Raw genomic sequence first — 21,257 nt, forward strand, 5'->3', positions numbered from 1 at the left:
GGCAGGCCTCCCCGGCTCAGTACTCCCCGTCGATCGTCGGGTCGGGGCCCAGCGCCGAGTTCATCGGCTGGCTCATCGCCGTGGCGGTGGCCTCGTCGACGTCCTCGTCCAGCGCGATCGGCTCCGGCACCCCCGCGGTGATCCGCGTGCCGTCGGCGCGCACGCCGCCCAGCTGGGGCTTCTCGGTCAGCGTGCCGGCCAGCCGGGTGCCGCGTCCGTCGAGCTCGACCCGCACCGGCGCGCCCGGCGCCACCACGTGCTCGGTGCCGCGGACGCTGATGGTGACCGGCTCGGTGCCCTCCACGACCTCCACGGAGAAGAAGTCCGCCTCCAGGTGCAGCTGGAGACGCGTGCCGTGCCAGACCAGGCCCGAGCGCAGCAGCGGGAACGTGTCCGGCAGCCGCGGGTCGAACGAGAGCCGCCCGCCCCGGTCGCGCATGCCGGCGAAGCCACAGACCAGCGCGGACCAGATGCCGCCGGTGGAGGCGATGTGCATGCCGTCCACGGTGTTGCCGTGCAGGTTGGCCAGGTCGACGTAGAGGGAGTTGAGGAAGTAGCTCCAGGCCACCTCGTGGTAGCCGACCTCGGCCGCCACGATCGACTGCACGACCGCCGACAGCGTCGAGTCGCCGGTGGTGATCGGGTCGTAGTACTCGAAGTCGGCGCGCTTCTCCTCGGGCGTGAACCGGTCGCCCTGGAGGAACAGCGCGAGCACCACGTCCGCCTGCTTGAGCACCTGGAACCGGTAGATCACCAGCGGGTGGTAGTGCAGCAGCAGCGGGCGCAGCTCGTCGGGCGTCTTGGAGAGGTCCCAGACCTCGCGGTCGAGGAAGAAGTCGTCCTGCGGGTGGATGCCCAGGCCGGCGTCGAACGGCACGTGCATCCCGGCCGCGCAGCGGCGCCACTCCTCGATCTCGTCCTCGGAGATGTCGAGGCGGCGGCGCACCTGGTGCCAGTCCTCGGGGAAGTCCTTCTCGACGATCTCGCAGGCGGCGACGGCCTCCTCAAGGTTGTAGCGCGCCATCACGTTGGTGAACAGGTTGTTGTTCACGACCGTCGTGTACTCGTCCGGGCCGGTCACGCCGTGGATGTGGAACGAGGGGGTGCCGTTGGAGCGCCAGAAGCCCAGGTCGGCCCACATGCGCGCGGTCTCCACGAGGATGTCGATGCCGTCGCGGACCAGGAAGCCGCGGTCGCCGGTGGCGTTGACGTACTGGCTCAGCGCGTAGGCGACGTCGGCGTCGATGTGCACCTGCGCGGTGCCGGCGGCGTAGTAGGCCGAGGCCTCCTCGCCGCTGATCGTGCGCCACGGGAACAGCGCACCCGACTGGGCCATCTCGCGGGCGCGCTGACGCGCGGCCGGCAGCATCCGGGAGCGGAAGTGCATGAGGTTCCGCGCCAGCTGCGGCTGGGTGTAGGTCAGGAACGGCGAGACGTAGATCTCGGAGTCCCAGAAGTAGTGGCCCTCGTAGCCGGAGCCGGTCACGCCCTTGGCGGGCACGCCCTGCTGGTCGGCGCGCGCGGAGGCCTGGGCCAGGCTGAACAGGTTGAACCGGATGGCCTGCTGCACGGCCAGCTGTTCGGCGTCGGCGTGCTCGTCGGTGACCAGCACGTCGGCGGTCTCCCAGAACGCGTCGTACCAGGCGCGCTGGTCGGCGTGGTAGGCCTCGATGCCGTGCCGCGTGGCCCGGTCCAGCGTGCGGTTGCAGCGGTCGGAGAGCTCGCGCACGGGCACGCCGCGGGAGGTGTGGTAGGCGACGTACTTGTCCACGCGGATGCTCTGGCCGGCGCAGGCGTCGGCGCGGAAGACCATCTTGGCGAGGTCCTCGTCGCCGCGCACGACGATCTCGTGGTCGGCCTGCGTGGTGAGGACGTGGTCGGCACCCACGGCGATGGTCATGGCCGAGTTCGCGCACTGGTAGCCCAGCATCATCCGGTCCTGGCGGGCGTAGTGCACGCGCGGCAGGAGCACGCGGTCCTCGAACTTCGCGGCCTTGCGCGGGTCGACGCCCTCGCCCATGGCGGCGGACGGGTCGTGGTACTCGTCCTTGCCGTCCTGGCGGTTCAGCAGCTGGGAGGAGATGACGATGGGGGCGTCGCCCTCGAGCATCGTCACCTCGAGGCTGAGCAGCGCGAGGTGGCGCTGCGTCATCGAGACCATCCGGGAGGACTCGACCTTCACCCGCTTGCCGGCGGGAGTGCGCCAGATCAGCGTGCGGCGCAGGACGCCGTCGCGGAAGTCCAGGCTGCGCTCGTAGTGCTCCAGGTCGGCGGTGCCCAGGATGAGCGGCTCGTCGTCGACGTAGACCTTCATCAGCTTGGCGTCGGGGACGTTGACGATGGTCTGGCCGGTGCGGGCGAAGCCGAAGGCGGCCTCGGCGTGCCGGATCGGCCAGGTCTCGTGGAAGCCGTTGACGAAGGTGCCGTGCGCGTAGGCGTCCCGGCCCTCCTCGGGGTTGGCGCGCATGCCCAGGTAGCCGTTGGCGACGCTGAACAGCGTCTCGGTCACGCCGAGGTCGTGGGAGCGGTAGGCCCACTCCGTCAGCTTCCAGGGGTCCAGCCCGAAGCGGCTGCGGTCCAGCGGGTCGCTGTGGACGTGGACGCGGCTCATGCGGGGTCTCCGGGGACGAGCTCGGCGAGGTCGGAGCAGACGAGGGTGGCGCCGTTCTCGCGCAGGGTCTCCAGCCCCACGCCGCGGTCGACGCCGATGACCTCGGCGAAGTCGCCGGCCGCACCGGCACGGACGCCGGAGACGGCGTCCTCGACGACGACCGCCTGCGACGACGGGACGCCGAGGCGCTCGGCGCCCGCCAGGTAGGTGTCGGGCGCGGGCTTGCCCGGCAGGCCGTCGGCCGCGGCGACCTTGCCGTCGACGACGACGCCGAAGCGGTCGGCGATGCCGGCGGCGGCGAGCACGGCGGGCGCGTTGGCCGAGGAGGAGACGACGGCCAGGGGCACACCGATCTCGGCCAGGTGGTCGAGCAGGAGGACGGAGCCCGGGTAGGGCTCGACGCCGTCACGCTCGAGCACCTCGTTGAAGGCGAGGTTCTTGCGGTTGCCGAGCCCGCGGACGGTCACCGCGTCGGCGTCGTCGTCCGCGGAGCCCTCCGGCAGCTCGATCCCCCGGGAGGCGAGGAAGTCGCGCACACCGTCGTAGCGGGGCTTGCCGTCGACGTGGGCGAAGTAGTCGGCGTCGGTGTACTCCGAGGTGTCGGCGCCCTCGTCGTCCACGGTCGCGAGGAAGGCGTTGAACATCTCGCCCCACGCGACCATGTGCACCTCGGCGGTCGGCGTGAGCACGCCGTCGAGGTCGAAGAGGACGGCGCCGACGGAACGCCAGTCGGGGGTGCTGCCGGGCGTGATCGTCTCCTGGGTCACCAGGCGAGCCTAGGCGGTGCGTCGCGCGTCACCTAGCAGGAGGGCCTGAGACGCATCTGACACCCGGGGGAGGGTGGGCGGCGGTCCGGACGGGTGCCCGGGAGTGACCCACCTCGCTTCCGCTCAGCAGAAGGAACGGGAGGACGCGGCCGCGCGCCGCGGTTCCAGGGGGCATGACGCCGCCGACGACCTCCGTGCCGCCCTCCTCGACGCCGTCCACCCCGACGTCCGCGACGTCGGCGAACGGGAACGCCTCGACCCGCGCCCGCCTGGCCTCCGGCCTGCTCGCCGTCGGTCCGCACGCCGGCGCGCACCGGGTCGCGCTGCGGGCCGGGCTCAGCGTCGCGGTGCCGCTGCTGGTGCTGTGGGCCACCGACCACCTGGAGTGGTCCGCCTACGCCACGTTCGGCGCGTTCGCCTCGATCTACGCCCGCAACGACCCCTGGCGCCAGCGGGTCCGCATGCAGGCGCGCGCCGGCGCCTGGCTGGTGCTCGCGGTCGTGCTGGGAACGCTCGTCGCCACCTCCTCGGAGCGGGCCTGGCTGGCGGTGCCGGTGGCCGCGGTGCTCGCCGGCGGCGCGTCGCTGCTCTCCGACCACTGGGGCTGGCGCCCGCCCGGCCCGCTGTTCACCGTCTTCGGCTTCGGCGCCTCCTCGGCCATCCCCGCGGACGCCGGCACCGTGCTGGCCGCCGTGCTCGTCGGGATCTCCGGCGCCCTGCTGGCCCTCCTCGTCAGCGCGCTGGGCGGCCTGGCCGAGCGCGGCGCGGTCGGTGACCGCCCCGGTGGGGTGCGCACCGCCCCGCCCCACGTGCGACCGACCGACATGACCCGGCACGCGCTGCGCGGTGCCGTGGCGGTCCTCGTCGCCGGCGCCCTCGCCACCGGCGTCGGGATCGGTCACCCCTACTGGGCCATGGTCTCCGCCGTCGTCCCGCTGATGGCGCGGGAGTGGCTGCCGGCGCTGGAGCGCGGCATCCACCGCGTCGTCGGCACGTTCGTCGGCCTCGGCCTCGCGGCGCTGGTCCTGACCCTCGACCCGCCCGGCCTCGTCGTGGTGCTGCTCGTCGTCGTGCTCCAGGGCGCCGCCGAGTTGCTGGTGATGCGCAACTACGCGCTCGCGCTCGTGGTCATCACGCCCCTGGCGCTGCTGATGGTGCACCTGGCCAGCCCCGAGCCGATGAGCAGCCTGCTGCTCGACCGGGGCGTGGAGACGCTGCTCGGCGTGGCCGTGGGGCTCGTCGTCGGTTGGGCGGCCGCTCAGCTGCTGCCGCGCTCGAAGGCGCTGGCGTAGGTCGTCTCGCCCACGGCGATCGAGTACTGCGCGTAGAACTGCGCCACCCCGCGGCGCTGGGCCTCCCGGTGCCGCGGGTGCTCGGCCCACGCACGGTGCGAGGCCGCGTCCGCGAACGTCACCACCGTGCAGCGCTCGCCGTCCTCGGCCGTGAAGGTCTTGGTCTCCACGAAGCCGGGCATGGCCGTGGCCAGGGCGGCCACGACGGCCAGCTCGTCGCGGTAGGCGCGCCCGTGCTCGGCGTCGAGGCGGTTGCGGAAGACGGTGACGACCTGGCCGGTCCGGGGCACGTGCACGAGCCCCATCCTGCCTGCTCCGGGGGGCCGGTGTCGGCGGCCGCCGGGTGAAGCGACTGGGACCCCCGGGGCCTCGCGGGATAGAACGGACCGAGTGAGCACCAGCCCTGACCTCGTCCCCGCGCACGCCCTCGACGCCGCAGACCCGCTCGCGGCCCACCGGGACCGGTTCGTCGGCGCGGAGCAGCCCCTGGTCTACCTGGACGGCAACAGCCTCGGGCGCCCGCTGCGGGTGACGGGGGAGCGCCTGCGCTCGTTCGTGGACGAGGAGTGGGGCGGCCGGCTGATCCGCGGCTGGGGCGACGTCGGCGAGGGCGGCTGGATGGACCTCCCGCTCACCCTGGGCGACCGGATCGCCCGCACCTGCCTGGGCGCGGCCCCCGGCCAGGTCGTGGTGGGCGACTCCACCACGGTCAACCTCTACAAGCTGCTGCACGCCGCGGCCGCGCTGCGGCCGGGCCGCACCGAGGTGGTGCTCAGCGCCGACGACTTCCCGACCGACCGGTACGTGGCCGAGTCGGTGGCCCGCGAGCGCGGCCTGCACCTGGTCTGGATCGAGCCCGCCGAGCCCACCACCGGGGTCACCGACGACGAGGTCGCCGCCGTGGTGGGCGAGCAGACCGCCGTCGTCCTGCTCTCGCACGTGGCCTACCGCTCCGCGGCGATCGCGCCGCTGGCCGCCGTCGCCGAGGTGGCCCACGAGGTGGGCGCGCTGGTGCTGGCCGACCTCTCGCACTCGGTCGGGGTGCTGCCGGTGCAGCTGGACCGCACGGGGGTCGACCTCGCCGTCGGCTGCACCTACAAGTTCCTCAACGGCGGCCCGGGCGCCCCGGCGCTCGCCTACGTCGCCGCCCGCCACCACGCGGGCCTGGCCCAGCCGGTCACGGGGTGGATGGGCCACACCGACCCGTTCGCCATGGGGCCCGGCTACGAGCCGGCGCCCGGCGTGCGCCGCCTGGTCGCGGGCACCCCGTCCGTGCTCTCGATGCAGCCGGTCGCCGACATGCTCGACCTCCTCGACGAGGTGGGCATCGAGGCGGTGCGCGCCAAGTCCGTCGCCCTCACCACCTTCGCCGCGGACGCCGGCCGCCGACTGCTCCCCGACGCCCGGCTGGGCTCCCCGGCCGACCCCGAGCGCCGGGGTGGGCACGTGACGCTGCTGCACCCGCGGATGCGCGAGGTCGTCGCCGGCCTGTGGCAGCGCGAGGTGCTGCCGGACTACCGCGACCCCGGCGGGCTGCGCCTCGGGCTCTCCCCGCTCTCGACCTCGTTCGCCGAGGTGGAGGCCGGGATCTCGGCTGCGGCGGAGGTGCTCGCGGGCCTAGCGTGAGGTGCGTGAGAGCACCGCTGCGCTTCCCCCGTCCGCTCCGCCCCGGCGACACCGTCGGGGTGACCGCGCCGTCCTCGGGCGTGGCGCCGCCGATGGTGCCGCGGCTGCGCGAGGCCGTGCGCGTGGTCCGCGAGCGCGGCTACGAGGTCCGGCTGGGGGAGTGCCTGCTCACCGAGGGGGACCCGGTGCTCTCCGCCCCGCGGGAGGCACGCGCCGCGGAGCTGACCGCGATGCTGCTCGACCCCGACGTCGCCGCCGTGGTGCCGCCGTGGGGCGGGGAGCTGGCCATCGACCTGCTCGGCGTCCTGGGCTGGGAGGCGCTGGCCGCGGCCGAGCCCACCTGGGTCGTCGGGTTCTCCGACACCTCCACGCTCATGCTGCCGCTCACCGTGCACTGCGGCTGGGGCGCCCTGACCGGCCACAACCTGATGGACACCCCGTACACGGCCGCCCGTGGCCTGGTCGGCTGGCTGGACGCGCTCGAGCACGACCCGCGCAGCGGGCCGCTGGTGCAGACCTCGCCGGGGCGCTGGCGCACCAGCGGGTGGGACGACTACGTCGCCGATCCCGGCGTCGCCCGGATGTCGCTCGACGGCGAGGCCGCGTGGTCGGTGCTGGGCGGCGGGGAGGCCGCGTTCGCGGGACGCCTCGTGGCCGGGTGCCTGGAGACCGTGCACCACCTGGCCGGCACACCGGTGGGCGACGTGCCCGCGTTCGCCGCGGCGCAGGCTGCCCAGGGCGAGGGGGTCGTCGTGCTGCTCGAGGCCGCCGAGTGGGGCGCGCTGGACGTCGCCCGTGCCCTGCACGGCCTGCGCCTGGCCGGCTGGTTCGACCACGCGCGCGGCGTGCTCGTGGGACGCACCGCGGCGCCGGCGTCCGGGGACCTGGGCCAGCACGACGCGGTGGCGCACGCGCTGGGCGACCTGCGGGACGCCGAGGGTCGCCCGGTGCCGGTCGTGCTCGACGTCGACCACGGGCACACGCAGCCGTGCGGGGCGTGGGTGACCGGGGCGCTGGTCGAGGTCGACACCGCCACGCGCACCTGGCGCCAGACCTGGTGAGGGGTGCGCCTCAGGCGGAGCGCGGGCTGCGGCCGGCCCGCCGGTCGACGAGGGCGGCCAGGCCGCACAGCGCCAGGAAGAACACCGTGATGCCCAGGCAGACCACGGCGACGCCGCCCCAGCCGTTCTCCTCCACGTCCAGGAACGGGTAGGGCACCCACCCGGTGAGCCGCCCGTAGGTCAGCGTCACCACCAGCCAGGCGACGGCCCAGCCGACCGCCACGCCCACGGCCCGGGCGTCGACGCGCGGCCGCGGCCCCGCGGCCACGAAGGCCAGCACCGCCAGGAGCGGGACGGCCACGTGCAGCGCCTTGTCGGCCACCCAGCTCGCCCCCTCGAGGCTCAGCAGGGGCCGGAGCAGGAGGAAGTGGACGACGCCGGTGACCGTGATCCCCACGACCCCGGCCAGGCGCAGCCCGCGCCACCAGCGGGTGCCGTCGCGGTCGGGGTCGGCCACGAGCGTCCACGCGGCGAGGGCGACGAGCACGTTGGACTGGATGGTGAAGTAGGCGACGAACCGCACCAGGGCGAGCCCCAGCGGCGGTGCCGCGGCCTCGTCGAGCACGGCGTCGCCGAGGAGGACGAGCACCAGCTGGAGGACGATCGCGGCGGTGGCGACGACGGCGGTGACGGCGTGCAGGGCACGCGCGGCGGTGGTGGGCACGCGGGCAACCTAGCGGGGAGCGCGGCCGGGCGCGGGAGTGCAGCAGGAGGGAGGGTGGCGGGTGTCGGCGCCGGGTGGAATCGTCGGCGTCATGGACCAGCGGATCAGCTTCGTGACTCTCGCGGTGGCCGACGTCGAGGCCAGCAGACGCTTCTACGTCGACGGCCTCGGCTGGGAGCCCGAGCTGCTCGTGCCCGGCGAGGTGCTGATGCTCCGGGCCGGCGAGCGGCTCGTCCTCTCCCTCTGGGACGCGGCGGCCTTCACCGCCGAGGTCGGGGAGGCGCCCCGCAGCGGCCCCGGCGTCTCACCGATCACCCTCGCGCACAACGTCGCCACGCCCGCCGAGGTCGACGCGGTCCTCGCCGAGGCGCGGGCCGCGGGCGCGGACCCGGTCGCCGACGGGGTGGCGCGCGAGTGGGGCGGGTACTCCGGCTACTTCGCCGACCCGGACGGCTTCCGCTGGGAGGTGGCCCACAACCCGGGCCCCATCGGCCTGTCGGTGCTGCCGTGAGCGGCGCGGGGGAGCAGCCCGGCGCGACCGGGCACCCGGTGCCCGAGGAGCGCGAGGTCTGGTCCACCACGCAGGTGGACGAGGCGGGGCTCTCCGGCTGGCGGCCGCTGCTCGGCCGCCTCCGGGTGCGCTACCTGACGCAGGACTTCGCCACCGGTGCCGCGTTCGTGGCCGAGCTGGCCCGGCTCGCGGACGCGGCCGACCACCACCCCGACGTCGACCTGCGCTACGGCCACGTCGAGGTGGGGCTGGTCAGCCACGACGTCGGCGGGCTCACGGTCCGCGACGTGATGCTGGCCCGGGAGGTCTCCGAACTGGCCGCCGAGATGGGGGTCGTGGCCGCTCCGGTCTCCCTGCGCGTCCTGGAGCTGGCGCTGGACACGTGGGACGCGGAGGAGGTCGCGCCGTTCTGGGCGGCGGTGCTCGACGGGGTGCTCGAGCGGGTGGAGCACGAGGACGGCGTCGAGCTCCAGGTGGTGGATCCGGGCGGCACGCTCCCGACCGTGTGGTTCCAGCCCTGCGACCGGCCACGGGCCCGGTCGGCACCGGCGCAGCGGTGGCACGCCGACGTCCGGGTGCCGCCAGAGGTGGTGCGCGAGAGGATCGACGCGGCCCTGGCCGCCGGTGGCACCATGGTCTCCGACGAGGAGGCGCCCGCCTTCTGGGTGCTCGCGGACCCGCAGGGCAACCAGGCCTGCCTGACCACCTGGCACGGCCGGGGGGAGTGAGGCCGGGACCGGCCGCAGGGGCGTTCACGATCCGAGAAGCCCGTCCCGGATCGTGGGACAAGCGTCACTTCCCGATGACGAGGAGGAATCAGTGCCGTTACCGTGGCGTCATGCGACTGTTCCTTCTCGTACGCACACGACGCGCCGTCTGAGCACGATCCACGCTCACTCAGCGCGTCATCCCCTCGCAGCCTGTGGCCGGGGGGCTTTTTTGTGGGATCAGCACGAGAGCAGCACGCGGTCGGCCGGCCACCCGGAGCGGGAGGCGGCACCGGCCGGACACAACCCGAGGCAAGGAAGTAGCAGGGCATGAGCGAGATCACGGGCGCACAGAGCCTGGTCACGTCGCTGGAGGCGGCGGGGGCGAAGAACGTCTTCGGCATCCCCGGAGGTGCGATCCTCCCGGCGTACGACCCGCTGATGGACTCCACCAAGGTGCGTCACATCCTCGTGCGCCACGAGCAGGGCGCCGGTCACGCGGCCCAGGGGTACGCGGCCGCCACCGGTGAGGTCGGCGTCTGCATGGCGACCTCCGGCCCGGGCGCGACGAACCTGGTCACCCCGATCGCGGACGCGCACATGGACTCCGTGCCGATGGTGGCCGTCACCGGTCAGGTCGGCGCGTCGATGATCGGCACCGACGCCTTCCAGGAGGCGGACATCCGCGGCATCACGATGCCGATCACCAAGCACAACTTCCTCGTCACCGACCCCGACGAGATCCCCACCAAGATCGCCGAGGCGTTCCACCTCGCGCGCACCGGCCGCCCGGGCCCGGTCCTCGTCGACATCGCCAAGTCGGCGCTGCAGTCAACGACCACCTTCCGCTGGCCGACCGAGCTGGGCCTGCCCGGCTACCGCCCGGTGACCAAGCCGCACGCCAAGCAGATCCGCGAGGCCGCCCGGATGATCGGTGACGCCCGCCGTCCGGTGCTCTACGTCGGTGGCGGCGTCATCCGTGCCCGCGCCTCCCGCGAGCTGCGCGTCCTGGCGGAGCTCACCGGCATGCCGGTGGTCACCACGCTGATGGCCCGCGGCGCGTTCCCGGACTCCCACCCGCAGCACCTGGGCATGCCGGGCATGCACGGCACCGTGGCGGCCGTCGCGGCGCTGCAGAAGTCCGACCTGATCATCAGCCTCGGCGCCCGTTTCGACGACCGCGTCACCGGCAACCTGGACGCCTTCGCCCCGCACGCGCAGGTCATCCACGCCGACATCGACCCGGCCGAGATCGGCAAGAACCGGCACGCCGACGTCCCGATCGTGGGCGACGCCCGCGAGGTCATCTCCGACCTCGTCGTCGCCCTGCAGGCGGCGGCCGAGAACGGGCAGACCGGCGACTACGAGCAGTGGGTCGGCTTCCTGGCCGGGATCAAGCGGAAGTACGCGCTGGGCTGGGAGCAGCCGCCCGCCGGCCTGCTCTCCCCGCAGTCGGTGATCCAGCGCCTCGGGCAGATCTCCGGCCCCGAGACCGTCTTCACCTCCGGCGTCGGCCAGCACCAGATGTGGGCGGCGCAGTTCATCGGCTACGAGAACCCCAACACCTGGATCAACTCCGGCGGTCTCGGCACGATGGGCTTCTCCGTGCCCGCCGCCATGGGCGCCAAGGTCGGCCGCCCGGACGCCACCGTCTGGTCGATCGACGGCGACGGCTGCTTCCAGATGACCAACCAGGAGCTCGCGACCTGCGCGATCGAGAACATCCCGATCAAGGTCGCGATCATCAACAACGAGAACCTCGGCATGGTCCGGCAGTGGCAGACGCTGTTCTACGGCGAGCGCTACTCCAACACCGACCTGCAGAAGCACGGTGGCCCGGTGCGCATCCCGGACTTCCCGAAGCTGGCCGAGGCCTACGGCTGCGTCGGCCTGTCCTGCGACCGCCCCGAGGACGTGGACTCCACCATCGAGAAGGCGATGGAGATCAACGACGTGCCCGTGGTCGTCGACTTCCGCGTGCACAAGGACGCCATGGTCTGGCCGATGGTCGCCGCCGGCGCGTCCAACGACGACATCAAGTACGCCCGCGACCTGGCCCCCGAGTTCGACGAGGACGCCATCTGATGACCAAGCACACCCTGTCCGTCCTCGTCGAGGACAAGCCCGGCGTCCTGGCCCGCATCGCCGGCCTCTTCAGCCGCCGAGGCTTCAACATCGACAGCCTCGCCGTCGGCCCGACCGAGCACCCGGAGATCTCCCGGATGACGATCGTGGTCAACGTCGAGTCGCTGCCCCTCGAGCAGGTGACCAAGCAGCTCAACAAGCTCGTCGAGGTCATCAAGATCGTGGAGCTGGACCCCGAGCACTCCGTGACCCGGGAGCTCGTCCTGCTCAAGGTCGGCGCCACCGCGGAGACCCGCGGCCAGGTGCTCGACACCGTCCAGCTGTTCCGCGCGAAGGTGATCGACGTCGGTACCGACGCGGTCACCGTCCAGATCACCGGGAACGCCGGCAAGATCGCCGACTTCCTCCGGGTGCTCGAGCCCTTCGGCATCCGTGAGATCGTCCAGTCCGGGATGGTCGGCATCAGCCGCGGCTCCCGCTCGATCTCCGAGCGCAGCCTCAAGCCGGTGGCCGTCCCCGCGCCCCCGGCCGCGCACGTCGGCTGACCCCGACCCGCACGACGCGCACCGCACCACACGCACCGCACCAGACCCCAGAAGCAACCAGAAGGAGAAGCCCCCGTGGCTGAGATGTTCTACGACGACGACGCCGACCTGTCCCTGATCCAGGGCAAGAAGGTCGCCGTGATCGGTTACGGCAGCCAGGGCCACGCCCACTCGCTGTCGCTGCGCGACTCCGGCGTCGACGTGCGCATCGGCCTCCAGCCGGGCTCGAAGTCCACGCCGAAGGCCGAGGCCGAGGGCCTCACCGTCGGCACGCCCGCCGAGGTCTCCGCCTGGGCCGACGTGATCGTGATCCTGACCCCGGACCAGCACCAGCGCAAGGTGTACGCCGAGGAGATCGAGCCGCAGCTCAAGCCGGGCAAGACCCTGGTCTTCGGCCACGGCTTCAACATCCGCTTCGGCTACATCACCGCCCCCGAGGGCGTCGACATCTTCATGGTCGCCCCCAAGGGCCCGGGCCACCTGGTCCGTCGTGAGTACGTCGACGGCCGCGGCGTCCCCGTGCTCGTCGCGGTGGAGAAGGACGAGACCGGCAACGCCTGGCCCCTCGCCCTGTCCTACGCCAAGGGCATCGGCGGCCTGCGCGCCGGCGGCATCAAGACCACCTTCACCGAGGAGACCGAGACCGACCTGTTCGGTGAGCAGGCCGTCCTCTGCGGTGGCGCCTCCCAGCTGGTGATGTACGGCTTCGAGACCCTGATCGAGGCCGGCTACCAGCCCGAGGTCGCCTACTTCGAGTGCCTCCACGAGCTGAAGCTCATCGTCGACCTCATGTACGAGGGCGGCATCGCCAAGCAGCGCTGGTCGGTCTCCGACACCGCCGAGTTCGGTGACTACGTCTCCGGCCCGCGGGTCATCACCCCCGAGGTGAAGACCAACATGCAGGCCGTCCTCGCCGACATCCAGAACGGCGCGTTCGCCAAGCGGTTCATCGACGACATGGACGCCGGCTCCCCGGAGTTCAAGCAGCTCCGCGCCGCGGGCGAGTCGCACCCGATCGAGAAGACCGGCCGCGAGCTGCGCAAGCTCATGGCGTGGGTCAAGAGCCACGACTCCGACTACGTCGAGGGCACCGCGGCCCGCTGAGCCGGCCCGCCCCACGCACCACCACGACCCGCCGGGTCGACGGCTTCGCGCTGTCGACCCGGCGGGTCCGGTGCTTGTCGGAGGGTCTCCTCCGGTCGGCTGGGACGTCACTTCACCTCGGCACGGACGAGGCGCCACAGGCCGAGGGCCAGGGGCACGACCAGCCAGACCACGGCGGTGACGCCGAGCTGGGCCCAGCCCTCGCCGGTCTCGGGGAACCCCTCGAACAGGTTGCCCTGGTGGAAGTTGAAGTCCACCCACGGCTGGGCGTCGGCGAACCACTCCTGCACGCTCGCCAGCATCGTGGTGAGGCCCACCAGCACGTAGCCGTAGACCAGGTAGCCGACCATCGCGGCCGGGGTGCTGCGCAGCAGCGTGGCGAGCATGAACCCGACGAGCACGCCGAGCACGTTGCCCAGCACGATCGAGCTGAACAGGGCGAACGAGACGTCCCACACGGGGTCGATACCGACGAGCGCGGCGCCCACCAGGTTGCCCAGCGCGCCCACGCCGGCCGCGACGACCATCCCGAGCACGCCCACGGCCACGGCGTTGACGAGCTTCGCCGCCACGACGCGGCCGCGGTGCGGCACGAGGGTGAACGTGGCCAGGCCGGTGCGCTGGCTGAACTCCGAGGTCACGGACAGGATCGCGATGATCGGCAGCATGACGGCCATCGGGATGCCGATCGCGGTGGAGAAGCTGCTGTAGTCGATCATCGAGTCCGGGGCCCAGAGCACGACGGCCGCGCTCGCCAGCACCGAGGCGACGGCGATGCCGACCATGAGCCACAGGCCCGCCCGGGTGTCGACCATCTTGCGGGCCTCGACCAGCAGCAACCGGCTGAACGGGATCGGGGACGGGGCGGGGCGCCGCGCGTCCCGGGTCGCCGTGTCGGTGACGGCCGCGTGGGCGGGCCCGGGTGCCTGCGTCGTGGCAGGGGTGGTGGCCGGGGTGGTGGCTGCGGTGCTCATGCTGCTGCTCCTGCGGTCTCGCGGGCGTGCGCGTCCCGCTGGGTCTGGGCGGTGAGCTGGAGGAACATCTCCTCCAGGCCGGCACCGTCGGCGGTGCGCAGCTCGGTGAGGGCCAGGCCGGCCGCGAGCGCGACCAGTCCGGCGGTGGTGGGGTCGGCGTCGGTGCGCAGCCCTGCGCCGGCGTCCGCGGGGTCGACGCGCTCCACGTGATGACCGGCGCCGGCCAGGGACTCGGCCAGGCGCGCCGTGTCGGCGCAGCGCACCAGCGTGCCGGTGCCGGCGAGGAGCTCCTCCTTGGTGCCGCCGGCCACGATGCGGCCCTGGCCGATGACGACGATGTCGTCGGCCACGACCTCGATCTCGTGCAGCAGGTGGCTGGAGAGCAGCACGGTGCCGCCGTCGCGGGCGTAGCCGGAGAGCAGGTCGCGCATCCAGCGGATGCCGGCGGGGTCGAGGCCGTTGGCGGGCTCGTCGAGCACCAGGACGTCCGGGTCGCCGAGGAGGGCGTGGGCCAGGCCGAGCCGCTGGCGCATGCCCAGGGAGTAGTCGCGGACGCGGCGCGAGGCCTCGTCCTGGGTGAGGCCGACGAGGTCGAGGATCTCGTCGACCCGGGTGCGGGGGAGGCCCATGGTGATCGCGGCGACCCGCAGGATCTCGCGGCCGGTGCGGCCGGCGTGCTGGGCGGAGGCGTCGAGGAGGACGCCGATCTCGCGGCCGGGGTTCGGCAGCCGGTGGTAGGGGCGGCCGAGCACCGTGGCGGTGCCGGAGGTCGCCGGGGTCAGCCCCGCGAGGATGCGCAGGGTGGTGGACTTGCCGGCGCCGTTGGGGCCGAGGAAGCCGGTGACCCGCCCGGGGCGGGCCGTGAAGGAGACGTGGTCGACGGCGGTGTGCCCGCCGTAGCGCTTGGTGAGTCCGTCGATGACGATCATGGGCCCATCCCACCGCCGGCGGGGCCCGCCCCGCATCGGGTGGACGACGGGGCCCGACCCTGGCCCGCCCCCGGGCACCTCGGGGTCGGACCAGGGTCTGGACCAGGGTTCCGGACCCCGATGCCCGTCCGGTGGTCGCTCCCGCCGGGCGGGAACAGGCGGTGCCCGTCAGGTGTTGGGCGCGGACGTGGAGATCGAGATCTGGTCCGACGTCGTCTGTCCCTGGTGCTTCATCGGCAAGCGCCGCCTGGAGGCCGCCCTGGCCGACTTCGAGCACGCCGACGAGGTGCAGGTCGTCTACCGCTCCTTCGAGCTGGACCCGACCGCCCCGCAGCACGGCCACGAGAAGACGCTGACGACCCTGGCGCGCAAGTACGGCCGCTCCGAGGACGAGATGCGCGGCATGATGCAGCACGTCACGGACACGGCCGCCGAGGTCGGCCTGGAGTTCCGGCTGCTCGACAACGTCCACACCAACACCGTCGACGCGCACCGGCTGCTGCACCTCGCGCTGGCCGAGGCGGGCGTCGAGACCCAGCGCGCGTTGAAGGAGCGGCTGCTCAGCGCCTACTTCGAGCGCGCCGAGGACGTCGGCGACCACGCCGTCCTCACCGCCGAGGCGCTCGCGGTGGGCCTGTCGGCCGAGCGGGTCGCCGCCGTGCTGGGCTCCGACGAGTTCCGCCGCGAGGTGTGGGCCGACGTCGACCAGGCCCGCCGCTACGGCGCGACCGGGGTGCCGTTCTTCGTCATCGACGCCGCGTTCGGCATCTCGGGTGCGCAGCCGGTCGAGGTCTTCTCCTCGGCGCTCCAGCAGGCCTGGGACGCCTCGCACCCGACCCTCACCACCGTCGGCTCCGACCAGGGTGACGCGGGCGTGTGCGGGCCCGACGGCTGCGCGATCTGAGGCTCGGACCGCCTCGAGCGGGGGCCCTCGCCGGCCGCTGGTCTGGACGACACCTGCCGCACAAGTGAAGGCACCCTCATCTTAGTTAGGCACGCCTATCCTTCGTGCTTTACAGTGCTGCCATGCTCGGCAACTTCCTGATCGGCCTGCGTGAGGGCCTCGAGGCGACGCTGGTCGTCTCCATCCTCGTGGCCTACCTCGTGAAGTCGGGGCGCTCGCACCTGCTCCCGCGGATCTGGGTCGGCGTCGCCGCCGCGATCGCCGTCTGCGTCGCGATCACCGTGGGCCTGGGGCTGCTCGGGCGCCAGCTCACCTTCCAGTCGCAGGAGATCATCGGCGGCACGCTGTCGATCGTCGCGGCCGCGTTCGTGACCTGGATGATCTTCTGGATGGCCGGCGCCGCCCGCACCATCGGAGCGGAGCTGCGCGGCCAGGTCGACGCCGCCGCCCAGGGCTCGGCGCTCGGGCTCGTCCTCGTGGCCGTCCTCGCCGTCGGTCGTGAGGGCCTGGAGACGACGCTCATCCTGTGGTCCAACACCCGCCAGGCCACCGGCTCGGCGCTGGGGGAGCAGACCGCCACGCCGGTCGTCGCGGCCCTGCTGGGCATCGCCACCTCGATCGTGCTGGGCTACCTGCTCTACCGGGGCGCGATCAGCATCAACCTCACCAAGTTCTTCACCTGGACCGGCGCGCTGCTCATCTTCGTCGCCGCCGGCGTCCTCGCCTACGGCATCCACGACCTCCAGGAGGCCGGCGTCCTGCCCGGCCTGAACAGCTACGCCTTCGACGTCTCCGGCGTGATCAGTGCCGGGTCGTGGCTGGGCACCCTGCTCAAGGGCATCTTCAACTTCTCCCCGCAGACCACGTGGCTCGAGGCGATCGCCTGGGTGGCCTACGTGGTGCCGGTCCTGACGCTGTTCGTGCGTCGGGTCCGCAAGCCGGCCGCGCCCGCCTCCCCGGCGGACACGCAGCCGGAGCGCGCCGCCGCCTGACCGGTCGCGCCACCGCCCCGGGCCGGCCCCGGCACCCCTCTCGTCCCGTCCCTCGCACCAGAGAGAAACCTCGATGCGCCGTTCCTCGCTGACCCCTGCCCGCACGACCGCGCCCCGCCTGCTCGGCCTGGCCGCCGCCGTCCTCACCCTGCCGGTGCTGGCCTCCTGCACCGAGGCCGTGCCGTCGGCCGAGTCCGACGCCGACGGGGACGGGCGCACCGTCTCGGTCACCTCCAGCGCCGACGAGTGCGAGGTCTCCACCGGCGAGGTGCCCTCGGGCACGCTCACCTTCAACGTGACCAACACCGGCAGCGAGGTCACCGAGTTCTACCTGCTCGCCGAGGACGGCCTCACGATCAAGGGCGAGATCGAGAACATCGGCCCGCAGGCCACCCGCCAGCTGGTGCTCGCGGCGCCGGCCGGCGACTACGTGACCGCCTGCAAGCCGGGCATGGTCGGCGAGGGCATCCGCTCCGACTTCGTCGTGACCGACTCCGGCGAGGACGTCGCCGTCACCGCCGACGAGCAGGAGCTCGTCGACACCGCGGTGGCCAACTACGCCACGTACGTGGAGGACCAGGCCGACCAGCTGCTGGAGAAGACCCGGCAGTTCGTCGAGCTCTACGAGGACGGCCAGGACGACGAGGCCCGGGCGCTGTACCCGATCGCCCGCACCCACTGGGAGCGGATCGAGACGGTCGCGGAGTCCTTCGGCGACCTCGACCCGAAGATGGACCTGCGCGAGGCGGACCTCTCCGAGGGCGAGGAGTGGACCGGCTGGCACCGGATCGAGAAGGACCTGTGGCCGGCCCGCGCCACCGACTACACGGCGCTGAGCGCGAAGGAGCGCTCGTACTACGCCCAGGACCTGCTGGCGAACACCGAGGAGCTGGTGACCCGCATCGGCGACCTCACCTACACCGTCGACCAGATCGCCAACGGCTCGCGCGGCCTGCTCGAGGAGGTCGCGACCGGCAAGGTCACCGGCGAGGAGGAGTACTGGTCGCGGACCGACCTCTACGACTTCCAGGCCAACGTCGACGGCGCCCGCGTCGGGTTCGAGGGCGTCGAGCCGCTGCTGGAGACCAAGGACCCCGAGCTCGCGGCCTCGCTGCGCACCCGGTTCACCCAGCTGGACGACCTGCTGGCCCAGTACCGCACCGGCGACGACTTCGTCGGCTACGACGAGCTCACCCAGGCCCAGGTCAAGGAGCTCTCCGACGCCGTCAACGCCCTCTCCGAGCCGCTCTCCCAGCTCACCGCCGCGCTGCTGGCGTGACGGTCGGGCCGACTCCTTCCTAGGCTGGTTCGCATGGCAGGCATCTCCAGGCGTGGGCTCCTCGGCGGCGGCGCGGCACTGGCCGCCACCGGGGCGGCCGCGGGCATCGCCGTGGGCGGCTACGCCCTCGGCCGCGAGTCCGAGGACGCGGCGGTCGACGCCGCCTCGGACACCTACCCGTTCCGCGGCACCCACCAGGCCGGCATCGTCACCCCGGCGCAGGACCGGCTGCACTTCGCCGCGTTCGACGTCACCACCGACGACCGCCAGGCCCTGGTGGACCTGCTGGTCCAGTGGACGGCGGCCGCGGAGCGGATGACCCAGGGTCTGGACGCCGGCCCCGTCGGCGCGGTGGACGGGCCCTACAACGTGCCGCCCGACGACACCGGCGAGGCGATCGGCCTGCCGGCCGGCGGCCTCACGATCACCTTCGGCTTCGGCCCCGGCCTGTTCGAGAAGGACGGCGTCGACCGGTTCGGCCTCGCCGACCGGCGCCCGGCCGCGCTGCGCGACCTGCCGCACTTCCCCGCCGACGTCCTGGACAGGAACCGCAGCGGGGGAGACCTCTGCATCCAGGCCTGCGCGCAGGACCCGCAGGTCGCGGTGCACGCGATCCGCAACCTGGCCCGGATCGGGTTCGGCACGGTGGCCGTGCGCTGGAGCCAGCTCGGCTTCGGCCGCACGTCCTCGACGTCGACCAGCCAGGAGACCCCCCGCAACCTGTTCGGCTTCAAGGACGGCACCGCCAACGTCAAGGCGGAGGAGACCGCGGAGCTGGAGGAGCAGGTCTGGGTCCAGCCCGAGGACGACGGCGGCGACTGGCTCGCCGGCGGCTCCTACCTGGTGGCCCGGCGCACCAACATGACCATCGAGGTCTGGGACCGCCAGCCGCTGGCCGACCAGGAGGGCTTCATCGGCCGGACCAAGGGCACCGGCGCCCCGCTCTCGGGCGGGGACGAGTTCACCGAGCCGGACTTCTCCATGCCCGGCTCGAACGACCAGCCGGTGATCCCCGTCGACAGCCACGTCGCCGTCGTCCACCCCTCGGCCCACGGGGGCGCGCGGATGCTGCGCCGCGGCTACAACTTCGTGGACGGCACCGACGACCTGGGCGGGCTCAACGCCGGGCTGTTCTTCATCGCGTTCGTCCGCGACCCCGACACCCAGTTCATCCCCGTGCAGCAGGCCATGTCCCGCAACGACACCCTGATGGAGTACCTGAAGTTCACCGGTTCGGCGCTGTTCGCCGTGCCCGGCGGCGTCGGCGAGGGCGAGCACGTGGGTCAGGCCCTCTTCGCCTGAACGACCCCCTCCTCGTCCGGCACGTCGAGGTCGAGGAGGACGTCGGCGCGCAGGTCCTCGAGGAAGGCCTGGTCGTGCGTCGCCACGACCAGCGCCCCCGGGTACCCGCGCAGCGCCTCCACCAAGGCGTCGTAGGTCGGCAGGTCCAGGTTGTTGGTGGGCTCGTCGAGCAGCAGCAGGCGCGGTGGCGGCTCGGCGCCCAGCACCACCGCCAGCGTCGCGCGGAAGCGCTGCCCGCCCGACAGGGTGCCCGCCGGCACCTCGGCCCGGCCGCCCCGCAGGCCCAGCCTGGCCAGCCGGGTGCGCACGGCCGCGGGGTCCGCGCCCGGGCCGGCGGCGGCGAGGGCCTGCGCGGCGACGCTGCGCCCCGGGTCCAGCACGTCGAGGCGCTGCGGCAGGTGCGCGAGCGGGACGTGGCGGCGCACGGTGCCGGCCCGGGGCGCCGCGTCCCCGGCCAGCACCCGCAGCAGCGTCGTCTTGCCGGTGCCGTTGCCGCCCACCAGCGCCACCCGCTGCGGGCCGGCCAGGGAGAGCCGCACCCTGGGCCCGGTGCTGGGTCCGGTGCTGGGTCCGGTGCTGCGCCCGGTGCTGGGTCCGGTGCTGACTCCGGTCGGCAGCAGCACGTCGGCGTCGAGCACCTGCCGTCCCCGGGGCACGGCGCACGCGGCCAGGTCCCGGGCGAGGTCGACCGCCACGCCGTCGGCCGGGGCCAGGGCCGCCTCGGCCTCCTGGACGCGGTCGCGGGCGCTCGCGAGCCGCTCGGCGTGCACGGCGGTGAAGCCGGCGGCCGCCTTCTCGGCCCGGTTCCGCTCGTAGTCGCGCACGGCCTTGGAGACGTTGCCGGCGTTGCGTCGGGCGTCGCGGCGGCGCGTGGCCAGCCGCTGCTCGGCGGCCACGGCGTCGCGCTGCTCGCGGCGCAGCAGCGTCCGCGCGCCCGCCACGGCGTCGGCAACGGCGGCCTGCTCCTCGGCCACCTGGGTGGCGTAGCTGCTGAACCCGCCCGCGAACCAGCGCACGCTCAACCGGGGGTCCGGCGCCTCGCCGCGGCCCCGACCCGCCGGCCCGGGTCGGCGCAGCTCCCCGACCCGCTCCACGTGCTCCAGCAGGGCCCGGTCGTGGCTGACCAGCACCAGCGTCCGCGGCCACGAGGCCACCACGTCGGCCACCCGCGCCCGTGCGTCGCGGTCGAGGTCGTTGGTGGGCTCGTCCAGGAGCAGCACCTCCGGCTCGGCCAGGAGCGCGGCGGCCAGCCCGATGCGCACGGTCTGCCCGCCCGAGACCTCGCCGACACGGCGGTCCAGGAGCGCCGCCGGCAGCCCGAGGCGCTCGAGGAGCGCGCCGACGCGGGCGTCGACGTCCCAGTCGTCACCGATGGCCTCGTAGTCGGCGGGCTCCACGGACCCGGCCTCGACGGCGGCCAGCGCGCGTCGGGCGGGGCCGACCCCGAGGACGTCCTCGACCCGGGCCGCGACGTCGAGGGTGAGGCCTTGCGGCAGGTGGGCGACCCGGCCCGGCACCGACACGTGCCCGGCGCTCGGCCGCAGCGTGCCGGCGGCCAGGCGCAGCAGCGTGGTCTTGCCGGTGCCGTTCGCGCCGACGAGCGCGGAGCGGCCGGGCGGGACGAGCAGGTCGACGTCACGCAGGGCGGGGGTGCCGTCGGGCCAGGTCAGGCCGACCTGGTGGAAGCGCACGGCGGGCGCGGGGGAGTGAGGCATCGCTGGTCTCTCGAGGACGCGGCGGTCCACCGTCCTGGCCGGGCGAGCGTGCGCGGTGCGTGCGCGTGCGCGGTGGGGGACGGGGGCTGGGCGGCGTGGCCTCAGATCAGCAACGGGTGCTCCCGGGTCGGCGGCAGGTCGGGACCACGGTAGGCAGGCGGGCCCCGGACGTGCCACGGGTTATCCGCT

The 21,257-nt window shown here is 73.6% G+C and carries 19 protein-coding genes; 12 read left to right on the forward strand and 7 right to left on the reverse strand.

All coding sequences use genetic code 11. The annotated features are described in order from the left end of the window. Positions 1 to 16: 16 nt before the first annotated feature. Entirely contained in the window at positions 17 to 2,611 is a 2,595-nt protein-coding gene (locus tag M8316_RS14070) for a glycoside hydrolase family 65 protein (protein WP_250055536.1), read from the reverse strand. After that, positions 2,608 to 3,378 (reverse strand): HAD family hydrolase, encoded by a 771-nt coding sequence (locus M8316_RS14075; RefSeq protein ID WP_250055537.1) that lies wholly within the window; start codon positions 3,376 to 3,378, stop codon positions 2,608 to 2,610. The genes M8316_RS14070 and M8316_RS14075 overlap by 4 nt, the downstream gene beginning before the upstream one ends. Positions 3,379 to 3,551: 173 nt before the next feature. Here M8316_RS14075 and M8316_RS14080 point away from each other — a divergent pair, with 173 nt between their 5' ends. Beyond that, positions 3,552 to 4,670, forward strand: coding sequence for an FUSC family protein (locus M8316_RS14080; RefSeq protein WP_250055538.1), 1,119 nt, complete (start codon positions 3,552 to 3,554; stop codon positions 4,668 to 4,670). Here M8316_RS14080 and M8316_RS14085 read toward each other — a convergent pair. Further along, positions 4,637 to 4,966, reverse strand: coding sequence for an antibiotic biosynthesis monooxygenase family protein (locus M8316_RS14085; RefSeq protein WP_250055539.1), 330 nt, complete (start codon positions 4,964 to 4,966; stop codon positions 4,637 to 4,639). The two genes, M8316_RS14080 and M8316_RS14085, sit on opposite strands and share 34 nt — an antisense overlap. Before the next feature lie 94 nt (positions 4,967 to 5,060). On the opposite strand from M8316_RS14085, the gene M8316_RS14090 reads away from it, so the two are divergent. Together M8316_RS14090 and M8316_RS14095 are read left to right on the forward strand one after the other, a co-directional pair. Then, positions 5,061 to 6,296 (forward strand): kynureninase, encoded by a 1,236-nt coding sequence (locus tag M8316_RS14090; RefSeq protein WP_250055540.1) that lies wholly within the window; start codon positions 5,061 to 5,063, stop codon positions 6,294 to 6,296. Between the two features lie 5 nt (positions 6,297 to 6,301). Beyond that, the gene (locus M8316_RS14095; protein WP_250055541.1) at positions 6,302 to 7,357 is read left to right on the forward strand and encodes a S66 family peptidase; all 1,056 of its coding nucleotides are present in this window, start codon (positions 6,302 to 6,304) and stop codon (positions 7,355 to 7,357) included. Between the two features lie 10 nt (positions 7,358 to 7,367). On the opposite strand, the gene M8316_RS14100 is transcribed toward M8316_RS14095, so the two are convergent. Beyond that, complete coding sequence (locus tag M8316_RS14100; protein ID WP_250055542.1) at positions 7,368 to 8,021, reverse strand: Pr6Pr family membrane protein; 654 nt, start codon at positions 8,019 to 8,021, stop codon at positions 7,368 to 7,370. A 91-nt stretch (positions 8,022 to 8,112) separates the two neighbouring features. Between M8316_RS14100 and M8316_RS14105 the strand changes: the two genes are divergently transcribed. The 5 genes from M8316_RS14105 (at position 8,113) to ilvC (ending at position 12,973) form a co-directional block, all read left to right on the forward strand. Continuing rightward, positions 8,113 to 8,532 carry a VOC family protein gene (locus M8316_RS14105; protein WP_250055544.1) on the forward strand — a complete coding sequence of 140 codons (420 nt, stop codon included), beginning with the start codon at positions 8,113 to 8,115 and terminating at the stop codon, positions 8,530 to 8,532. Continuing rightward, positions 8,529 to 9,260 carry a 4a-hydroxytetrahydrobiopterin dehydratase gene (locus tag M8316_RS14110; protein WP_250055546.1) on the forward strand — a complete coding sequence of 244 codons (732 nt, stop codon included), beginning with the start codon at positions 8,529 to 8,531 and terminating at the stop codon, positions 9,258 to 9,260. Before M8316_RS14105 ends, M8316_RS14110 begins: the two co-directional genes overlap by 4 nt. 309 nt (positions 9,261 to 9,569) lie before the next feature. Continuing rightward, the gene (locus tag M8316_RS14115) at positions 9,570 to 11,324 is read left to right on the forward strand and encodes an acetolactate synthase large subunit (protein ID WP_250055548.1); all 1,755 of its coding nucleotides are present in this window, start codon (positions 9,570 to 9,572) and stop codon (positions 11,322 to 11,324) included. Continuing rightward, positions 11,324 to 11,869 (forward strand): acetolactate synthase small subunit, encoded by a 546-nt coding sequence (ilvN, locus tag M8316_RS14120; RefSeq protein WP_250055550.1) that lies wholly within the window; start codon positions 11,324 to 11,326, stop codon positions 11,867 to 11,869. The genes M8316_RS14115 and ilvN overlap by 1 nt, the downstream gene beginning before the upstream one ends. 75 nt (positions 11,870 to 11,944) lie before the next feature. Then, on the forward strand, positions 11,945 to 12,973 hold the full coding sequence (gene ilvC, locus M8316_RS14125) for a ketol-acid reductoisomerase (RefSeq protein ID WP_308196027.1): 1,029 nt from the start codon (positions 11,945 to 11,947) through the stop codon (positions 12,971 to 12,973). A 107-nt stretch (positions 12,974 to 13,080) separates the two neighbouring features. On the opposite strand, the gene M8316_RS14130 is transcribed toward ilvC, so the two are convergent. Both M8316_RS14130 and M8316_RS14135 read right to left on the reverse strand, forming a co-directional pair. Then, a complete protein-coding gene (locus M8316_RS14130; RefSeq protein ID WP_250055552.1) occupies positions 13,081 to 13,947 on the reverse strand; it encodes an ABC-2 transporter permease in 867 nt (288 codons plus the stop codon). After that, positions 13,944 to 14,876: an ABC transporter ATP-binding protein gene (locus M8316_RS14135; RefSeq protein WP_250055554.1), complete on the reverse strand. Its 933-nt coding sequence runs from the start codon at positions 14,874 to 14,876 to the stop codon at positions 13,944 to 13,946. Before M8316_RS14135 ends, M8316_RS14130 begins: the two co-directional genes overlap by 4 nt. 187 nt (positions 14,877 to 15,063) lie before the next feature. On the opposite strand from M8316_RS14135, the gene M8316_RS14140 reads away from it, so the two are divergent. The 4 genes from M8316_RS14140 to efeB all read left to right on the forward strand — a co-directional run bounded on the left by M8316_RS14140 (position 15,064) and on the right by efeB (position 19,353). Further along, positions 15,064 to 15,780: a DsbA family oxidoreductase gene (locus M8316_RS14140; protein WP_250055556.1), complete on the forward strand. Its 717-nt coding sequence runs from the start codon at positions 15,064 to 15,066 to the stop codon at positions 15,778 to 15,780. Between the two features lie 122 nt (positions 15,781 to 15,902). After that, the gene (gene efeU / locus M8316_RS14145; RefSeq protein ID WP_250055558.1) at positions 15,903 to 16,772 is read left to right on the forward strand and encodes an iron uptake transporter permease EfeU; all 870 of its coding nucleotides are present in this window, start codon (positions 15,903 to 15,905) and stop codon (positions 16,770 to 16,772) included. A gap of 73 nt (positions 16,773 to 16,845) precedes the next feature. Then, positions 16,846 to 18,051 (forward strand): iron uptake system protein EfeO, encoded by a 1,206-nt coding sequence (gene efeO / locus M8316_RS14150; RefSeq protein ID WP_250055560.1) that lies wholly within the window; start codon positions 16,846 to 16,848, stop codon positions 18,049 to 18,051. A 33-nt stretch (positions 18,052 to 18,084) separates the two neighbouring features. Next, complete coding sequence (efeB, locus tag M8316_RS14155; protein WP_250055562.1) at positions 18,085 to 19,353, forward strand: iron uptake transporter deferrochelatase/peroxidase subunit; 1,269 nt, start codon at positions 18,085 to 18,087, stop codon at positions 19,351 to 19,353. Here efeB and M8316_RS14160 read toward each other — a convergent pair. Then, entirely contained in the window at positions 19,335 to 21,068 is a 1,734-nt protein-coding gene (locus M8316_RS14160) for an ABC-F family ATP-binding cassette domain-containing protein (protein ID WP_250055565.1), read from the reverse strand. The two genes, efeB and M8316_RS14160, sit on opposite strands and share 19 nt — an antisense overlap. Positions 21,069 to 21,257: the final 189 nt, after the last annotated feature.

Source organism: Nocardioides bruguierae (assembly GCF_023554635.1).
In the GTDB taxonomy this organism is placed as follows: Bacteria; Actinomycetota; Actinomycetes; order Propionibacteriales; family Nocardioidaceae; genus Nocardioides; species Nocardioides bruguierae.

Excerpts from the sequence above, each read along its gene's own strand:
- M8316_RS14070 (WP_250055536.1), bottom strand. The coding sequence starts at position 2,611 with ATGAGCCGCGTCCACGTCCACAGCGACCCGCTGGACCGCAGCCGCTTC.
- M8316_RS14080 (WP_250055538.1), top strand. The coding sequence starts at position 3,552 with ATGACGCCGCCGACGACCTCCGTGCCGCCCTCCTCGACGCCGTCCACC.
- M8316_RS14105 (WP_250055544.1), top strand. The coding sequence starts at position 8,113 with ATGGACCAGCGGATCAGCTTCGTGACTCTCGCGGTGGCCGACGTCGAG.
- M8316_RS14115 (WP_250055548.1), top strand. The coding sequence starts at position 9,570 with ATGAGCGAGATCACGGGCGCACAGAGCCTGGTCACGTCGCTGGAGGCG.
- ilvN (WP_250055550.1), top strand. The coding sequence starts at position 11,324 with ATGACCAAGCACACCCTGTCCGTCCTCGTCGAGGACAAGCCCGGCGTC.
- M8316_RS14130 (WP_250055552.1), bottom strand. The coding sequence starts at position 13,947 with ATGAGCACCGCAGCCACCACCCCGGCCACCACCCCTGCCACGACGCAG.
- M8316_RS14135 (WP_250055554.1), bottom strand. The coding sequence starts at position 14,876 with ATGATCGTCATCGACGGACTCACCAAGCGCTACGGCGGGCACACCGCC.
- efeU (WP_250055558.1), top strand. The coding sequence starts at position 15,903 with ATGCTCGGCAACTTCCTGATCGGCCTGCGTGAGGGCCTCGAGGCGACG.
- efeO (WP_250055560.1), top strand. The coding sequence starts at position 16,846 with ATGCGCCGTTCCTCGCTGACCCCTGCCCGCACGACCGCGCCCCGCCTG.
- efeB (WP_250055562.1), top strand. The coding sequence starts at position 18,085 with ATGGCAGGCATCTCCAGGCGTGGGCTCCTCGGCGGCGGCGCGGCACTG.
- M8316_RS14160 (WP_250055565.1), bottom strand. The coding sequence starts at position 21,068 with ATGCCTCACTCCCCCGCGCCCGCCGTGCGCTTCCACCAGGTCGGCCTG.